The 18,413-nt window shown below is 37.0% G+C and carries 13 protein-coding genes; 6 read left to right on the top strand and 7 right to left on the bottom strand.

The genetic code is table 11. The features are described from left to right. Positions 1-31 precede the first annotated feature (31 nt). Both BC008_RS28355 and BC008_RS52815 read right to left on the bottom strand, forming a co-directional pair. The gene (locus BC008_RS28355; RefSeq protein WP_058184098.1) at positions 32-6,661 is read right to left on the bottom strand and encodes a non-ribosomal peptide synthetase; all 6,630 of its coding nucleotides are present in this window, start codon (positions 6,659-6,661) and stop codon (positions 32-34) included. Continuing rightward, on the bottom strand, positions 6,658-6,852 hold the full coding sequence (locus BC008_RS52815; protein WP_153009678.1) for an acyl carrier protein: 195 nt from the start codon (positions 6,850-6,852) through the stop codon (positions 6,658-6,660). Before BC008_RS52815 ends, BC008_RS28355 begins: the two co-directional genes overlap by 4 nt. 544 nt (positions 6,853-7,396) lie before the next feature. On the opposite strand from BC008_RS52815, the gene BC008_RS49770 reads away from it, so the two are divergent. Further along, positions 7,397-7,534, top strand: coding sequence for a hypothetical protein (locus tag BC008_RS49770; protein ID WP_161938173.1), 138 nt, complete (start codon positions 7,397-7,399; stop codon positions 7,532-7,534). Between the two features lie 491 nt (positions 7,535-8,025). On the opposite strand, the gene BC008_RS28350 is transcribed toward BC008_RS49770, so the two are convergent. From BC008_RS28350 to BC008_RS28330, 5 genes are all read right to left on the bottom strand, one after another. Next, entirely contained in the window at positions 8,026-8,682 is a 657-nt protein-coding gene (locus BC008_RS28350; protein ID WP_027842202.1) for a M48 family metallopeptidase, read from the bottom strand. Between the two features lie 260 nt (positions 8,683-8,942). Continuing rightward, positions 8,943-9,827: an NAD(P)-dependent oxidoreductase gene (locus tag BC008_RS28345; RefSeq protein WP_036264992.1), complete on the bottom strand. Its 885-nt coding sequence runs from the start codon at positions 9,825-9,827 to the stop codon at positions 8,943-8,945. An 87-nt stretch (positions 9,828-9,914) separates the two neighbouring features. Then, a complete protein-coding gene (locus tag BC008_RS28340) occupies positions 9,915-10,511 on the bottom strand; it encodes a Crp/Fnr family transcriptional regulator (protein ID WP_058184097.1) in 597 nt (198 codons plus the stop codon). 101 nt (positions 10,512-10,612) lie between these two features. Then, on the bottom strand, positions 10,613-11,848 hold the full coding sequence (locus BC008_RS28335; RefSeq protein ID WP_027842200.1) for a BaiN/RdsA family NAD(P)/FAD-dependent oxidoreductase: 1,236 nt from the start codon (positions 11,846-11,848) through the stop codon (positions 10,613-10,615). Between the two features lie 299 nt (positions 11,849-12,147). Further along, the gene (locus tag BC008_RS28330) at positions 12,148-13,929 is read right to left on the bottom strand and encodes a M61 family metallopeptidase (protein ID WP_027842199.1); all 1,782 of its coding nucleotides are present in this window, start codon (positions 13,927-13,929) and stop codon (positions 12,148-12,150) included. A 328-nt stretch (positions 13,930-14,257) separates the two neighbouring features. Here BC008_RS28330 and BC008_RS28325 point away from each other — a divergent pair, with 328 nt between their 5' ends. The 5 genes from BC008_RS28325 to BC008_RS28305 all read left to right on the top strand — a co-directional run bounded on the left by BC008_RS28325 (position 14,258) and on the right by BC008_RS28305 (position 17,908). Then, positions 14,258-14,749, top strand: a complete 492-nt coding sequence (locus BC008_RS28325) for a carboxymuconolactone decarboxylase family protein (protein WP_153009676.1) — start codon at positions 14,258-14,260, stop codon at positions 14,747-14,749. 179 nt (positions 14,750-14,928) lie between these two features. Beyond that, positions 14,929-15,807 carry an RNA polymerase sigma-70 factor gene (locus BC008_RS28320; RefSeq protein ID WP_027842197.1) on the top strand — a complete coding sequence of 293 codons (879 nt, stop codon included), beginning with the start codon at positions 14,929-14,931 and terminating at the stop codon, positions 15,805-15,807. 325 nt (positions 15,808-16,132) lie between these two features. Beyond that, positions 16,133-16,735 (top strand): vWA domain-containing protein, encoded by a 603-nt coding sequence (locus tag BC008_RS28315; protein WP_027842196.1) that lies wholly within the window; start codon positions 16,133-16,135, stop codon positions 16,733-16,735. A 61-nt stretch (positions 16,736-16,796) separates the two neighbouring features. Further along, positions 16,797-17,402 (top strand): vWA domain-containing protein, encoded by a 606-nt coding sequence (locus BC008_RS28310; protein WP_027842195.1) that lies wholly within the window; start codon positions 16,797-16,799, stop codon positions 17,400-17,402. A 35-nt stretch (positions 17,403-17,437) separates the two neighbouring features. After that, positions 17,438-17,908: a salt stress protein, Slr1339 family gene (locus BC008_RS28305; RefSeq protein WP_027842194.1), complete on the top strand. Its 471-nt coding sequence runs from the start codon at positions 17,438-17,440 to the stop codon at positions 17,906-17,908. Positions 17,909-18,413: the final 505 nt, after the last annotated feature.

Raw genomic sequence — 18,413 nt, 5'->3', positions numbered from 1 at the left:
TGTCCTCAATTGATTTTAGTGAAGTGATATCTTAAAGTTTTTCTCTCAATTTACGTCTTTTCTTCATACTCGATTTAATTTGTCTACGGCTTAATAATTGTTCTTTTATCAACGATTCTGGATTATTAATATTTACTATATGTTGGCTTAAAGTTTTTATATTTGGGTATGTAAACATATCAACAAGAGGGAGTTCTATTGATAATATTTGCCGTAATTTAATGTTGATAGTTACTAATGTTAATGAATTAGCTCCTAGCTCAAATAAGTTGTCATTAATGCTCACTTTTTCTAGTTGCAGTACTTCTTGTAATACCCCTGCAATATGTTTTTCAGTTTCAGTTTGAGGTGGAACATATTCATGAGAACGGGTTAAGTTTATATCCGATGTTGGTAATGCTTTGCGGTCAATTTTACCGTTAGGTGTTAATGGTAAGCTGTCTAAGGTGACAAAGGCACTAGGTACCATGTAATCCGGTAGCTGTGTCTTGAGGTATTCACGTAGTTGTTGAGTTGTAATTTCCGAGTTTGCGACCACGTAGGCTACCAGGCGTTTATTACTAGTATTTTCTCCTGTGGCAATGACGACAGCTTGATTAACTTGAGGATGGCTGGTTAAGACTGCTTCTATTTCTCCCAACTCAATACGGAAGCCTCGAATCTTAACTTGGTTATCGATGCGACCAATAAAGCTAATATTCCCATCGGGTAAGTAACGAGCTAGGTCTCCTGTTTTGTAAAGCCTTTTGGAATTATCAAAGGGACTTTGGATGAATTTTTCTGATGTTAGTTGGGGACGGTTGAGGTAACCTCTGGCTAAACCATCACCACCGATGTAGATTTCTCCGGGTACACCAACTGGGACTGGTTGGAGGTGTGAATCTAAGATGTAGATTTGATAGTTTGTTACTGGAGAACCAATTGGTGTCGGTTTTTCCTGATCAATAACTCCACAAAAATTATAAAAAGTTGCACAGACGGTTGTTTCAGTTGGTCCATAACCATTGATAATCCTCATTTCTGGCGACATATTGTAAAAACTTTCAAGAGTAACCTGTTTAATAGGTTCAACACCAACTAAAATTCGATTTAATTCCAGCGATTGATTGTATTTTTCAAGCTCAATAGCTACATCTTGCAAAAGAGAAGGAGGTATGTAAGTAGTGTGAATATTATGAGCAATCAAATAATCAGCAAAGTCTTTGGGATTAGTTAATGTCTCCAAATCCAGTATGTGAAGTTTCTGTCCAAAACATAAACTGGAGAACAATTCCCAAACACAGAGGTCAAAACTATATGAACATACTGAAGTGCTGTTTGAGAATTCAACTTTCTGGGCGACTTGCTCGAATCCATGTAGCAACGCCATAACGTTATTGTGTTGAATCATCACACCCTTGGGTTTACCAGTGGAACCAGAAGTGTAAATCACATAAGCCAAATGATCAGAATTTACCCCAACATCAATATTTTCCTTTGACTGTTGCTCGGTCGCTTCGCGCGTTTCACTCGTACCCCAATCACTACCTAAACAAACGACCCGTGCATTATGCTCTGGTAAGGATTCTACTAATGAACTCTGAGTAATTAACACCCCAACAGCAGAATCTTCCAACATATAACTCAACCTTTCCTGGGGATAATTGGGATCAAGTGGTACATAAGCTCCACCAGCTTTGAGTATCCCCAAAAGTCCCACCACCATTTCAATCGAACGCTCCACACAAATCCCTACCAATACTTCTGGTTGAACACCAAGACTTTGCAGATGATGTGCTAATTGATTTGCTCTTTGATTTAATTGCTCGTAGGTTAATGATTCGGATTCAAACACCACTGCGATAGCATCGGGTGTTTTTTCTACTTGTTCTTCAAATAATTGATGAATGCACTTATCTTTGGGGTAATTTGTTGCGGTATCATTCCACTCAACTAATAACTGATGACGTTCCGATTCTGAGAGTAAAGGTAAGCTACCTATCTTCTGGGAAGGATTTTCCACAATTGCTTGGAGTAGATTTTGGAAGTGATCAGCCATCCGCTCAATTGTTAACCCATCGAATAAGTCAGTATTGTACTCCCATTCAGCTAAAAGTCCTTGGTCAGTTTCTGTAATTGACAGCGTTAAATCAAATTTAGCAATTGTACTTTCAAGTTGAATCGAGTTTAAAGCGACACCAGGTAATTCCACATCACCTATGGGTGCATTTTGCAACGCAAACATTACCTGAAACAAGGGAGAATAACTTAAAGAGCGTTGTGGCTGTAATGCTTCTACTACTTGTTCAACAGGTACATCTTGATGCTCGTAAGCTTTAAGTGTAGTTTCCCTAACTTGTGAAAGTAACTCCTTGAAACTGGGATTATTTTCAAAGTTAGTTCTTAAGACCAAAGTATTTACAAAAAAGCCAATTAATCCTTCAATTTCACTGCGATTGCGATTGGCTATGGGAGAACCGATTAAAATATCTGACTGACCACTGTAACGATACAATAAGGTGCTAAACGCCCCGTACAAGGTCATAAATAAGGTAGTTCCCTGCGAGCGAGAAAGAGTTTGCAACTTAGTGGTTAAATCAGTATTTAAACTAAAATTAATCGTGCGACCTTGATAACTTTGTACAGTTGGACGAGGGAAATCAGTAGGTAATTGTAATAAATCAGGCGCACCGCTCAACTGTTGTTTCCAGTAATCAAGTTGAGTTGAGAGTACTTCACCACTTAAATATTGTTTTTGCCAAATTGCAAAATCACCATATTGAATAGGTAAGGAAGCTAGGGGTGACTCTTCTCCTTGTATAAAAGCTTGATATAAAGTAGAAAGTTCTTGGATCAATACCCCTATTGACCAACCATCGGAAATAATATGGTGCGTTGTCAATAACAACACATATTCTGATGGAGATAACTGCAACAAACTACACCTAATTAATAGTGGATTTTCTAGGTCAAAGGGGGTAGTTGCTTCTAGTTGTGCTTGCTCAATAACTGAATTTTCCCGTTGTGTTGTTTCTAATTGTTGCAAGTCCACCAGATTTATTTTCATGGTGGCTTCTTTTTCAATTACCTGTATTGGTTTACCATTCTCAGTTTGGAAGCTGGTGCGTAGTACTTCGTGGCGTTGTACTATTTGTGAAGCAGCTTCTTGTAAAGCATTAATATTCAAGTTACCGCTGATGCGGAGGGCTAATGGCATATTGTAGGTTGCACTTTTTCCTTCTAGTTGGTTGAGGAACCACAATCGCTCTTGTGCCCAGGATAATGGTATTTGTCCGGTTTCACCTCTTGGTTGAATCGGAGGAAGGGTTAATCCGTTATTGGTATTACGTAATTGTCTTATTGTTTGGTCTAGTTTAGCAACGGTGGGGGATTCAAATAATACTCTTAAGGGTATTTCTATAGACAAGGCTGAGCGTATTCTGGAAATTAATTGAGTTGCTAGTAGAGAATGACCTCCTAACTCAAAAAAGTTATCCTCAATTCCGATATTTTCTATGTTCAGTACTTGAGCAAAGATGTTAGCTATTATTTGTTCACTTTGTGTACGTGGTGCTATGTATTCATTTTCTCTACTTATTCCCCCATCAAGTTCTGGTAAGGCTTTACGGTCAATTTTGCCGTTGGGTGTTAATGGTAACCTATCTAAGGTAATAAATGCAGTCGGTACCATGTAATCCGGTAGCTGTGCCTTGAGGTATTCACGTAGTTGTTGAGTTGTAATTTCCGAGTTTGCGATCACGTAGGCTACCAGGCGTTTATTACTAGTATTTTCTCCTGTGGCAATTACGACAGCTTGATTAACTTGAGGATGGCTGGTTAAGACTGCTTCTATTTCTCCCAACTCAATACGGAAGCCTCGAATCTTAACTTGGTTATCGATGCGACCAATAAAGCTAATATTTCCATCGGGTAAGTAACGAGCTAGGTCTCCTGTTTTGTAAAGCCTTTCGGAATTATCAAAGGGACTTTGGATGAATTTTTCCGATGTTAGTTGGGGACGGTTGAGGTAACCTCTGGCTAAACCATCACCACCAATGTATAGTTCTCCGGCTACACCAACTGGAACTGGTTGGAGGTGTGAATCTAAGATGTAAATTTGATAGTTTGTTACTGGAGAACCAATTGGTGTCGGTTTTTCCCGATCAATAACTCCACAGAAATTATAAAAAGTTGCACAGATGGTTGTTTCAGTTGGTCCATAACCATTGACAATCCTAATTTCTGGCGACATATTGTAGAAACTTTCAAGAGTTACCTGTTTAATAGGTTCAACACCAACTAAAATTCGATTTAATGCCAGCGATTGATTGTATTTTTCAAGCTCAATAGCTACATTTTGGAGAAGAGCAGGAGGTATGTAAGTAGTATGAATATTATGAGCAATCAAATAATCAGCGAAGTCTTTGGGATTAGTTAATGTCTCCAAATCCAGTATGTGAAGTGTCTGTCCAAAACATAAACTGGAGAACAATTCCCAAACACAAAGGTCAAAACTATATGAACATACTGAAGTGCTGTTTGAGAATTCAACTTTCTGGGCGACTTGCTCGAATCCATGTAGCAATGCCATAACATTATTGTGTTGAATCATCACACCCTTGGGTTTACCAGTGGAACCAGAAGTGTAAATCACATAAGCCAAATGATCAGAATTTACCCCAACATCAATATTTTCCTTTGACTGTTGCTCGGTCGCACCCCAATCACTATCTAAACAAACCACCCGTGCATTATGCTCTGGTAAGGATTCTACTAATGAACTCTGAGTAATTAACACCCCAACAGCAGAATCTTCCAACATATAACTCAACCTTTCCTGGGGATAATTGGGATCAAGTGGTACATAAGCTCCACCAGCTTTGAGTATCCCCAAAAGTCCTACCACCATTTCAATCGAACGCTCCACACAAATCCCCACCAATACTTCTGGTTTAACACTAAGACTTTGCAGATGATGTGCTAGTTGGTTTGCTCGTTGATTTAATTGCTCGTAGGTTAATGATTCGGATTCAAACACCACTGCTAGAGCATCTGGTGTTTTTTCTACTTGTTCTTCAAATAACTGATGAATGCACTTGTGTTTGGGGTAATAGTAAGCAGTATCATTCCATTCAACCAATAATTGATGAGATTCTTCCTCTGACAAGAATGTAAAACTACTCACTTCCTCTGAAGGATTTTCTACAATTGCTTCTAGTAGATTTTGGAAGTGAGCAACCATTCGCTCAATTGTCTCATAATTAAATAGGTGTGTATTGTACTTAAAACGCCCTTTAATACAGGAAATATCTTCAAAAACCTCTAAATCTAAATCATTGTGACCTTGTTGGTGGGGTATTTCAAAAGATTCTAACTTTAATCCTCCCCAATCAATATTTTCTTCTATTTCGTTTATAAACAAGTTTTGTATATTTTGAGATTGTTGCAATTTCTGTAGAGCGAAAGATGCTTGAAAAATCGGCGAACGACTCAAATCTCGGTATGGTTGTATTTTTTCTAGTAACAGAGAAAATGGATAATTTTGATTAGTAAGTGCTTCGTTTACTGTCTGACAAATTTGATTTAAAAACTCTTTGAAACTAGGATTATTAGATAAGTTGTCTCGCAAAACTACTAAATTCACAAAATTACCAACAATCTCTCTAAATTGAGGCTGTAATCTACCTGCAAATGGAGAACCAACTAAAATATCATCAGTACCAGTGTAACGATATAAAAACACTTCAAAAGCAGCTAAAAGAGTCATATAAAGTGTTGCATCGCTATCTATCGCTAATTGTTTGAGTTTTTGTGTAAGTTGCTCAGATAACTGAAAATTAATTGATGCGTCATTATATATTTGTATTGCTGGTCTTGGTTTATCTGTAGGTAAATTTAATGCTGGTAATTCTCCTTTAAGTTTAGATTCCCAATAACGAAGAAGTTTCTCTCCCTGATCGTCTGACAACATTTCATTTTGGGAGTAAACATAATCGGAATAAGAGTTTTTTAAAGCGGGCAGCGATGCACAAACACCATCAATTTGTGCTTGATAGAGCTTGGGTAATTCCGATAACATAATATCTAAAGACCAAGCATCAGTTGCTATATGATGTATCGTGATTAATAAAATATATTCTGATGAAGAAATAGTAAATAATCTTATTCGTATAATTGCTTCCTTCTCAATATCAAAGGGGAATTTTGATTCTTTAGTTACTTGAGAATAAAGTTCTGTTTCATCCCAATCTGAAGCATCTATATGCTGCCAATTTAATTGAAAAATTTGATGTATTTTTTGAATTGGTTGTTCGCCATGTTTTGGAAAAGTACTACGTAAGCAAGGGTGGCGTTCAACTAATTCTAAGCAAGCTAAACGTAATTTTTCTACATCTAAATAATTACAAATACGAGCAGAAAAAACTTGGTTATAAGCGGTACTTTCAGGTTCTAATTGCCATGTAAACCATAGAGCTTTTTGACCATGGGAAAGAGGGTGAACATTAAAGATATTTGGCTCAGACTTAAGCAGTTGGATAATTGAAGCTTTATTCTCTTGGAGTTGAGCTACGATTGTAGGAGTTAATATTTTCCTAGAACCATCACAACATAATTCTTCTCCCTTAATCGAGAACTTTACTCCTTGACAAGAAAGTTCTTGTAGAAATTTAACCAACTTCATAGTTTCACCTTTATCCAATTACTTTGTTTTAGGTCTACTTGCTCAAGTTTATGCTTATTTTTTTGATTCAAATTGAATTTATCAAAATGTACTTTCATCAAATATTCACTCAATTTAACAATTGTCGAATATTCAAAGATTAAAGAGGGAGCAATTGAAATATTCAAACTTTTTGACAAATTTTCTATCAGTTCTACACCTTTAAGTGTTTAAGTGAATCAATACCTAAAGCAAAAAAACTTTTACTTAAATCCATCTCAATTTCTCTACCTTGGAGAAAAATATAAGCTTGTTTGTCCTACTGATATTGCGCTTTATGACTGAGAATGTCTTATAAGTACTTAGACAAAATTAATTGGGCAGAGGGCGAACGCATCTTGTCATTAAAACTCTCTGTTCTCAATAAAGCCTCAAGTAATCGTACTAAGCAATGCTTATTAAGTTTTCACTTAGTTAGCCTTCTGACTCAAGTTTTATAAGTAGACAAGATATCCTCGATGATAAATCTTATTTTCTCGCTTCATTCATAAATAAGTTCTTTCGTCAATAGCTTATGCACTAAATTTAGATGTATTTGCCCTGATTAATTGGGTTGTGTTGTAAAAATTAGAGATGGTGATGTAATCGCCAAGCGAGTATTAATTATCAAGAAAGGTAGAAGTTTGTACGCACTGCGTGAATGCCTCCTAACGTAAGTAAAACCGGTAGCTGCTGGCGTTTGCCCACACTAAGTGTATGACTAACACACGCTACGCTAAAATCCGTAATGATGCGGACAAACAAGCACTTGCACATTTTATTTATTTATTGAAAATGCCCAAGTTCAACTTAAAAAGTAATCGGGAAAAACTAGGGAAGATGGTAGTTCTGTAGAAATAATAATGTTAGGGGCAAATATGCCCAACCACGAACAAAGAAACGGTTGTATTGCAAAAATAGGGGTAATGTTGTAGATGAGTTGAGGATATAGTAAAAGGCTATTGAGACTAAGTAAAATTAATCTTAATTCATGGCTATATCTCACTTTTTCAATATTTTTATTTTCATGTGAAAAACTTCTTTTTCTTTTTTCTCAATATAAATCTTGAATAGTTAGCGATGCTTGGAACCACCATCAACATCAACCCACAAGCTTGCTTAAATATTTGTACGTATAACTGTGGTAATATTTTTAGTTTATTCATAGCATTTCTTATGCTACAAAGTGAAGTACAGGATTTAGGTTATCCCTCTGAGTATTTCAACATTTACTTTATTTCAGGTAGGATTCATTTATATATCCTACTCTGGAATTTTTCTTGTAGCATCTTCCTTTTTTGGTTATTTAGTTTATATAATGTTATCAAAATCTGATATTTTTCTTCTTAGTTAATCCAATATCTTCCATTTTTCTTCAACCATATTTTTGCCTCTTTGCATTTAGGGTATATACTTTCTACTACTTCCCAAAAGGCAGGTGAATGATTCATTTCTTTTAGGTGAGATACTTCATGAGCTATAACATAGTCAATAATAAAAGTAGGAGTTTTTATTAAGGATAGATTGAAATTAAGATTCTTCTTAGAGGAGCAAGAACCCCATCTACTTTTAAGTTTTTTAATTCTAACTGTGTTAATTGCTACTTGAAGTTTATGACTAAACAAAGTGATTTTTGGTTTGATGTGGGTGCTTAACTCTTCTTGGTAGAATCTATCGAGTTCGAAAAAATCATCATTGAACAATATAGTTTTATTGTTATTTTGAATTAGATAATTGTTTACTTTGCTATCATTCCTTAATTGAAACTCACTACCTTTGAACCAGATTTGATTAGTAGTATTGTGGTATGGAGTATTCTTTTCCAGTACTTTGTTTTCCCAATTCTTAAGTTTTTTATCGATCCAAGGTTCTTTTTCCTTGACTAGATTACTAATCACCTCTTTTGGAGTTTTCTGGGGTGCTCTGATAGTTAGACCTTCTTGATTAATCTCTAAAGCAATAGTTTTTCTTGCAGAGTATATTATTTTGTAATCTGGGAGCATTAGTTTATGGGATAGATATTTATTTGGTTGTAAGCTATCTTAGAAGATTTCACTTCACTTCATGATTACAATTGATTACTAACTATTAATCTAATCATCATCACTTTAGTATTAATTACCAATAGTGACGATTGGGTGACGAGTTATTCAAATCATGATTTTGTGCAGCATAATAGTGATTTTATTATCAGTAAAGAGGCACCGGAATGCGCCCTTACGAGTAATGTATTTTTTATTTGAAATTTTTATTTGAAAGTTTCTTAATTCCCTGTTCCTTCTTTCAAAAAGCTGTAAATTGCTGAGAAATCTTCTTGTCCCAACCCTTGTTGCATTGCTAGTCGATACACTTCTTTAACAGAACTTGTCACTGGAATTGCAACACCGACTTCATTAGCTGCAGTAGCTACCATATGTAAATCTTTCTGCATCCATCTTAGGGGAAACTCTACATCATAATCTTCCCGTTCTAGCTTTTCTTTCTTCGTGGACACAAAAGGTGCAACAACTGGTCCTCCTAACAAAACGTTGAATAGCATCTCTTGTGAGATACCCAAAGCTTGTCCTAAGACCATACCCTCCGCAAATCCCGCCATTGATGTACCAAGTAACAAGTTAATTGCAAGTTTCATTGAAGTTCCCATCCCGTGTCCTCCGACATGGACGAACTTACTTCCCATAATTTCAAATAGGGATTGACAAGTTTTCACATCTGCTCGATCTCCCCCAACAAAAAAGACTAATTTTGCGTTTTCAGCCTGATTTTTTGAACCTGCTACTGGTGCATCTAAAAAACGAACTTGTTTGTTTCCAGTTTCTTGAGCCATTTTACGAGAAAATGAAGGATGAACTGTACTGCAATCGACCCATAAAGTATCTGGTGCAAGAGTATCTAAAAAACCATTTTCTCCCAGTGCTACGTTCGTAACAGCTTCTGGATTTGATAACATAGTGAAGAGAATATCAACTTGTTTACCTAAAGCTTTCGGACTATCTGCCCATAAAGCTCCATTATTTATCAAAGAAGTTGCTTTATCTTGGGTACGGTTGAAAATTATTATTTCCCGATCCTGTTGGTTACGCAGAATATTTCCAGCCATTCGGCTACCCATGATTCCCATTCCGATGAAACCAATTTTTATGTTCATTGTTGTGTGTCGCTCTAAATTCACTGCGAGCACAATGTACATGAAAACAAAATGGTATCGCCTTAACAAATGATAAGAAACAAGTTGTTATTTGAATGTGCGTTTGAGCCGAGATAAAGATACTTCAGTTATTCCCAGGTACGATGCAATATGATATTGGGGTACCCGTCGAACCAAATCGGGATAGTGTTTGATAAACTCCAGATATCGTTCCTTAGCTTGTTGTTGTTGTAGACTTCTAGCTCGTAATTCCTTTCTTATTAACAACCATTCAGCTAATTTTCTTCCCAAACGTTCGAATATTGGGTGTTTTTCAAATAGATATACAAAATCACTAAAACTAGCAGCTAAAAAAGTTGTTGCTTCCAAAGCCTGAACCCCATAAAGAATAGGAAGATCCAGATGATAAGCTGCAAGGGAACCAGCAAAAGTATTTTCACTAATAAACGCCTTATTTGATTCTGTACCGTTGTCTCCAATATAGTAAAAGCGCAGTAATCCGCTACAAACAAAATATAATTCGTGTACTTTGGCTCCGGGGAAAAGAATATATTCTTGTTTTTCAATTGTTCTAACTTTAAAAATTGATGCTAGTTGCTCCCATTGGGAATCTGTTAAATCAACCCAATTATTCAAAGTTCCTCGCATTTGTTTGTAGTGAATAGATATTTCTGCTGTATCCATAAATTCAATAAAGACTCATACAAACAAGAATACTTTCGTTTGCATTTGGCATAGTCTATTTTTATTGGATTAAGTGCACGGATAAATTAGAGCACAATTTTCTAGTCCCCCATCCCCAAACCTGCTAAATAACCAGTTGTCCAAGCACTCTGAAAGTTGAAACCCCCGGTGACACCATCTATATCTAAAATTTCTCCTGCAAAGTGTAAACCTGGAACTAATTTACTTTCCATGGTTTTAAAATCTACTTCTTTGAGATGAACGCCGCCACAGGTTACAAATTCTTCTTTGAATATACCTTTACCACTAATAAAATACCTTGCTTGGGTAATTTCTTGAACCAATTTATTCAGATGTTTTTTAGATAATTCCGCCCAACGGTCTTCTGCAGAGATCCCAACGCGACTAACCATATATTGCCAAAGACGATGGGGTAAATCCACTCCTCGATGTAATGCGATCGCTCGCTTTCCCCATTCATCTTTTACGGCTAATATTTGTTGTCGTACTTCTTCCTGCTTGAGGTCAGGTAACCAATTTATTTGTAAACTACCTTGATAATTGTTTGAGTGTAGTATCCTTGCACCCCATGCGGAAAGCTTGAGGACAGCAGGACCGCTCACACCCCAATGAGTAATCAAGATTGGACCAGTTTGTTCGAGATGGGGATTTTCTGGAACTGCTAAACGTACGCGCACTGACTTAACGCTAACGCCAGATAATTCTTGAAATTCTGGATCTCGAATATTAAAGGTAAATAATGAGGGTACTGGTTGTTTAATTTGATGTCCTAAAGACCTTGCTATTTTGTAACCCGAGGGATTGCTACCAGTTGCTAATAATACAGAGTAGCATTGCAATTTTTCTTCTGACTTTAGGGTAATTTCAAAACCCCCATCTTTTCCTGTAGGTGAAACGAAGTTTACAGCTTCACCAGTGCGAACTTCTACCCCAGCAAAATGTGCAGCTTTGCTCAAACAGTCAATAATAGTTTCTGAATTGTCTGTAACGGGAAACATTCGCCCATCTTTTTCGGTTTTGAGTTTGACACCATGTTTAGTAAACCAATCTACGGTATCTTTTGCCTGAAAGCGACTAAAAGCACCAATTAAAGCTTTACCACCCCTAGGATAATTTTGCACTAATGCTTTTGGTTCAAAGCAAGCATGGGTTACATTACAGCGTCCACCACCAGAAATACGTACTTTGGAAAGTGTTTGCCGACTACCTTCGAGTAATATTACCTTTGTATGGGGATAGGTTCTCGCTGCAGTAATTGCACCAAAAAATCCTGCAGCACCACCACCCACAACAACTATATTTTGTTTATTTATCATCTGTATTTTTCATTAATTACTTATTACTGTGGGAGTAAAACGCGCCTTGCAATACCAAAGGTATACTATTGACCAACGTCATGCAGGGCGCGCTTACACGTTTGGACGCACTACGTGTTAGTACGCGCCTTCCGGCGAACGCCTAAGCCGCGTCAACAAACACCGTAGGTGCGTCTTTCGCTGCTAACTGCTAGGCGCTAAAATACTCATTACTTATTACTCATTACTCATTACTTATTACTCATTACTCATTACCCATTACTTATCACCGATCACTCAAATTTCCCAGTAATTATCTATCAAATATTTTTCAACGGTTTACCCAACCATCCAGCAAAATTTTCTTGCTGAGTAGAAGATGGATTTTCTACTACTTTGAGGTAATGCTTGTTAGGACGTGGTGAATCTAGAGTAACAGGAAAACTACGCAGTTCGTCTTGGTGGAATACTGTAACTTGAATCGTATCTCCTGCTTGATAATCTTTGAGGCGATCGCTCAATTGGGATGCTGCTACTTTCAGCCCATCAATAGCAAGTAATTCATCTTTGGCGTCAATTCCTGCTTGCTGTGCTGGCGATAGGGCTTCAACAAATTTAATAACTTCCCGTCCATTTTCGTTATTAACTCGAATACCCAAATAAGGTTCTTCTGGTAAGTCTTCAACTAAATGTAAACCAAAAGGTTCTAGATATTCATTGAATGGTAAGTCTTCGGTATTGTGAACGTAACGTTGAAAAAAGTCGTGTAATTGAGTATCTGCAACTGACTCAATGACTTCTTGCAATTCTTCTGGGGTAAAGCCAATTTCTGACTTACCAAATTTTTCCCACATTTGCACCATCACATTATCAAAGGAACGCTTATTGCTGTGACGTTCTCGAATCAGTAAATCCAGTAGTAAGGATACAAGTTCTCCTTTTAAATAATAGGAAATCTGGGAATTACCACTGTTTGCATCTTGACGATAAAGTTTAATCCAAGCATCAAAACTTGATTCGGAGACCGGTTGAACCCGACGTCCCGGAGTTTGTTCGTATCTTGTAATTTCCTTATTTAAATTCTTGATGTAAGTTTTAACATCATAAATCCCTGCTCGGTAAGGAATTAACAGATCGTAGTAACTAGTTGCTCCCTCACAAAACCATAGAGAAGGCGTGTAATTTTCTTGATCGTAATCAAAAACTTCTAAAACTTTAGGACGAATCCGTTTAACATTCCACAGATGGAAAAATTCATGTGCAGCTAATTGCATAAACCGTTCGTATTTCTCGCGATCGCGAAAGCCAAAACGGGGATAAATTAAGCAACAACTATTTTTATGTTCTAAACCACCGTAAGCTTGGGCGAACAAATGTAAGAAAAATACATATCGATCGTAGGGTAACCCACCGAACATCTTTGCTTCGACATCAATAATCTTTTGGAAATCGGCGATTACTGGTTCTACTTTTAAGTTTCCCGAACCCCAAATTGCGAACTCATGGGGTTTACCCAAAGCTTCAAAATGGTGTATTTGGTGGGTTCCAATTTCAAATGGACTATCTACAACTGTGTCATAGTCAGCAGCAAGGAAAGTATTTTTCTCACCAGAAACCGGCGGTAATCCCGTGGTGACTCGCCATTGGGGGGCTGGCGGAATGATAGTAATTTTGACTGCTTGCTTATCTAGTCCTGGAATCCGGAACAGTGTTGCTGCGCCGTTAAAATAACCGTGGGAAGCATCTAAATGATTTGTGCGAACTGTAAGTTCATTCGCAAAAATACTATATTTAATTGTTATTTTGGCAACTTCTTCTGTTTCTACTTGCCAATGATTTTTGCTAACTTTTCGCCAAGTTAGGGGTTCTTCGCCGCTGAAAGCTTCAAAATCCTGGAGATGTTTGGCATATTCCCTTACTAAGTAAGAACCTGGAGTCCATACAGGTAATTTTAAATCTAGTAATGGGGATGAATAATTGCTTATTTGTAAGGTAACCTCAAATAAATGATTTTGAGGTTGAGGCATTGCCACCTGATAATCAATTTTAACTTGGGCAGGGGAAACTTCACTGTTAAGAAGAGGTGCTGTAACTTGGGTCATCTTTGTTTCAGATTTAGGCTACCTTCGTTAAGAGTCAAGAGTTAATTAACATAAAACTCATAACTTATAAATCCTAACGGTTTGTTAAGCCAAAAGAGGCGAGCATACGTACTACAGTCTACACATATTGAGCACAAAAACCATATTGCAGCGGCAATTTACAGCCAATTTCATCTAAGTGAAGTACACTTCATATCTTTATAATGCACAGAAGTAAGGGAGTAAGGAGCAAGGGAAATTTACCTTATCCACTTGCAATGTCACAACAGATAATACTATTTCGTCTTTATTTGTAAATACTTCCTATCATTTTTTAGGAGATTTATAAATGCAACCCAGAATGGAATTTGACAGTTACTCTGCTGCATATGGAGCAATGCTTCAATTGGAAAAGTATGTCCGAGGTTGTGGTATTAATGCGAGATTATTGGAACTAATTAAAATTCGCGCATCCCAACTTAATGGTTGTGCTTTCTGTATTGACATGCATACCAAAGATGCCAGATTATACGGTGAAACAGAACAGCGAATTTATGCCCTTAGTGCATGGCGGGAAACTCCATTTTTTACAGCGGAAGAACGAGCAGTTCTCACCTTCACAGAAGCCGTGACCATGATTTCGGCTGATCATATTTCAGATGAAATTTACGATGATGTGTGTGGTTATTTTACTCAGGATGAAGTTGCTAATATGCTGATGGCAATCATTACAATTAATGCATGGAATCGCATTGCTATTACAACCCGAGTAGTTCCGGGAACTTATGAGCCTCAAAAATTACAAAACAGCAAAGATTCCGAAACGTTGTCTATGAAATAGTACTCGACCACATTAATTATGATGGGTTAGTTTTTCCAAAAAACCTGGTAGAGGCGTTGCATGCAACCTCTCTAGGGGGGTTTTGACAACAAACCAATCCGTCATAATTAATGAAAAAGACTACTAATCTACTCCTTCAATCTTCATAGTATCCAAGAAAGGTGAATCGATAGAAAAAGATGAATTATCTTGAAACCTTTAACCAGCACCGTCCTTTGCTACTTGCCATTGCTTATCGGATGTTAGGTACATTAACTGATGCCGAAGACATTGTACAAGAAACATTTCTGCGCTGGCAACAAACCAGGGGGGAGACAGTAAAATCAGCTAAAAGCTATTTATCCACGATTACTACACGTCTGTGCATTGACCATCTGCGTTCAGCGCGCATGCAACGAGAACAATATGTGGGACCGTGGTTACCAGAACCTATTCTGACTAAGCAAAGGGACGACCCGGCGTTTCAAGTGGAATTAGCTGATTCACTTTCGATGGCATTTTTAGTAATCTTGGAACGTTTATCGCCAATTGAAAGAGCTGTCTTTCTTCTACGGGAGATTTTTGAATATGACTATGATGAAATTGCTCAGATGGTGGATAAAAGTCCAGCTAACTGTCGCCAAATTTTGCGGCGATCGCGTCAGCATATAGCAGCTCAACGTCCTCGATTTCCTGTTTCCCATCAGCAACAGGAGCAAATCACAGAAAAATTCTTAGAGGCTTTGCATCAGAGCAATTTGCAAGATTTAGTAGCACTTTTAGCAAAAGACGTTACCTATTGGTCTGATGGTGGTGGACAAGTTCCTGCAGCCCTGAAACCGTTACATGGAGCAATGAAAGTAGCTCGATTTCTACTCGCGCTGCGCCGCAAATTGCTTTTAAAAGCAGTTTTTAGCGTGATCGAAATTAATGGACAACCTGGCGCGATCGCTTTTCTTGACGGTGACATTCACAGCGTCACTACATTTGAAATTGTGGATGGTTACATTAAATCTATTTACAGCGTCAGGAATCCAGAAAAATTAGAACGATTTTATGAAACTGACGGCTATCGTTGATATTAATAATTAACTAATATATTTATATTTTCCTTTTATCTGCAATAAACTTGCTGGGAAGTTTTCAAGTCTCTTTCCGAAATATATGGCGAGCAAATTGTATAAATATATATGTACACAGTACAGGTAAACTTATACATACTTGTTGTTGAGTAAAATCCTATCGAATATTATTGAAATCCTATCGAACATAATAAAAATAGGTCTCATCTCACAGCAGACTCGATAGTGCTAACAATAAAATTTGATTTCTGAATGGTTCTCACTTTTGAGAACCAAACGTTACACTATACGCACACAGAAATATTTAGTAGAAAAACTAGCAATGCAAGAACGGGACTATACATTAATCTTAGATAAAAGTGGAAGCATGTCCATTTCTGATGGAACAGATGGAAGAACAAGATGGGAAATCGTTCAGGAATCTACTTTAGCATTAGCGAGGAAATGTGAACAATTTGACCCTGATGGTATTACCGTATATGTGTTTTCAGGCAAATTTAAACGTTATGATGATGTCACCTCAGCAAAAGTATCACAGATATTTCTAGAAAATGACCCTATGGGGAGAACTAACTTAGCAGCAGTGCTTCAAGATGCTACTGAAAATTACTTTAGACGTAAAGCTGCTGGAGAAGCAAAACCAAACGGAGAAACAATTTTAGTGATTACTGACGGCGAACCTGACGATCGCAAAGCTGTGTTTGAGACAATTATCAACGCATCTCGTCAGATGGAACGCGATGAAGAATTAGCAATTTCTCTGATTCAAGTTGGTAACGATCGCGAAGCAACGCAGTTCCTCCAAGCTTTAGACGATCGAATGCAAACTGTTGGAGCAAAATTTGATATTTGCGATACAGTCACCCTTGAAGACATGGAGGATATGAGTATCGTCGAAATATTAACTAATGCAATAGTTGATTAATCTGTATATCTACTACTAATTTATTTTTAGTTTATTCAATAATCATTAAGCACATACAACTATGCTGGAAAATCGCGATTACACCTTAATCATTGATAAAAGTGGCAGCATGGCTACCCCAGACCAAAAAGGTGGTAGAACAAGATGGTTCGCAGCACAAGAATCTACCTTTGCCTTAGCCAGTAAATGCGAACAATTTGACCCTGATGGTATTACATTATACGTTTTCTCTGGTAAGTTTAGACGTTATGAAAATGTAACTTCTAGCAAAGTAAATCAAGTTTTTCAAGAAAACGATCCTTCTGGGACTACAGATTTAGCAGCGGTATTAAAAGATGCTACTAATAATTATTTTGAGCGTAAAGCCGCAGGTCAAATTAAACCTAATGGAGAAATAATTTTAGTCATTACTGATGGCGAACCAGATGATCGTAAAGAAGTAATGAAAGTAATTATTGAAGCTTCACGTCGTATGGAGCGCGATGAAGAATTGGGAATTTCTTTTATTCAAGTCGGGAAGGATCCCCACGCAAATCGGTTTTTAAAAGTATTAGATGATGAATTAGAAGGTGCCGGTGCAAAATTTGACATTTGTGATACGATCACTATGGATGAAATGGAAGATACTAGCCTCAAAGAAGTATTGCTAAACGCCATTATTGATTGAATACATTGAACCAGATGAAATGGAATAGATAAGTAATGGACCCCATCGAGAAGCTTTTGGCTGAGCTTAAAAGTGAATACAATCGCACTTCACCACCTAAAGAAGAGAATGAAGACACTGATGAGTGTCAAAAGCTTCAGTCAAAAACAATTCGAGGGACATCAAAATTTGCAAACTCGCCCATTACCAAACAATCGCCTATTTCTCCTGATTTTAACCAAAGCGATCCGATGGATCGGTTGTTATCAGATGTTAAAGCTGATTTCGAGCAAAAAGATTTAGAACGAGATTTGCAGATACAGCGAGAATTGGAACAACAACGTCTCGAACAGGAAAAGTTTCAAGCAAAACAGCAAGAACTGCTTCAAAAACGTGCACAGGATTGGCTTTCTAAATTAGACACTCTGTCCTATGAAGGTCTCTGGTTTGAAAAATTTGCTCAAGGATATTCGTCAAAATTAGCTGCAGCGATAGAATATTTACAAGCAAACCGGGAAAATACATAGGTTAACAGAATAACAATGGAATACAAATTATTTCTACTGCCAGCATTCATTCCTAGAGGAAGGCAACAATTACAGGAATTTTAATTAAAAAAATAAATTCTCAGAAAAATAAGGGGCTAAACCCCTTGTCTTTATAATGATATAATTTGATAAACAAATGCACCCTGATGAACTGGAGAGCTGTTTAAGTAGCTCTCTTTTTATATTTATTTTTATTTACCTAAACTTAATTTAAATTTAATGTTTATATTTGTCAAGAGGGGTGTAACCCCTTAATTATGTGCTATATTATTTTCAGTAGATGCACCCTGATGATCTGGAGAGCTGCTCAAGTAGCTCTCTCTTTTTTTATTGGTAATTGATGTTGGCCGTTTTAAGATAAGCATCGCCTCAAATAAAGCTGAATTCCTGATTTTAGAAATAATTTTGTATTTTCACTACCCATCGGTGTGTTCCGTTATCTGCTTATATGTAATATTTACGAAGATTTATATATCAAATTCAA

The sequence above is a fragment of the Mastigocoleus testarum BC008 genome (genome assembly GCF_001456025.1).
Classification (GTDB): Bacteria; Cyanobacteriota; Cyanobacteriia; order Cyanobacteriales; family Nostocaceae; genus Mastigocoleus; species Mastigocoleus testarum.
Note: the sequence above shows the minus strand (reverse complement) of the source record. Positions and strands in the feature narration are given on the sequence as shown.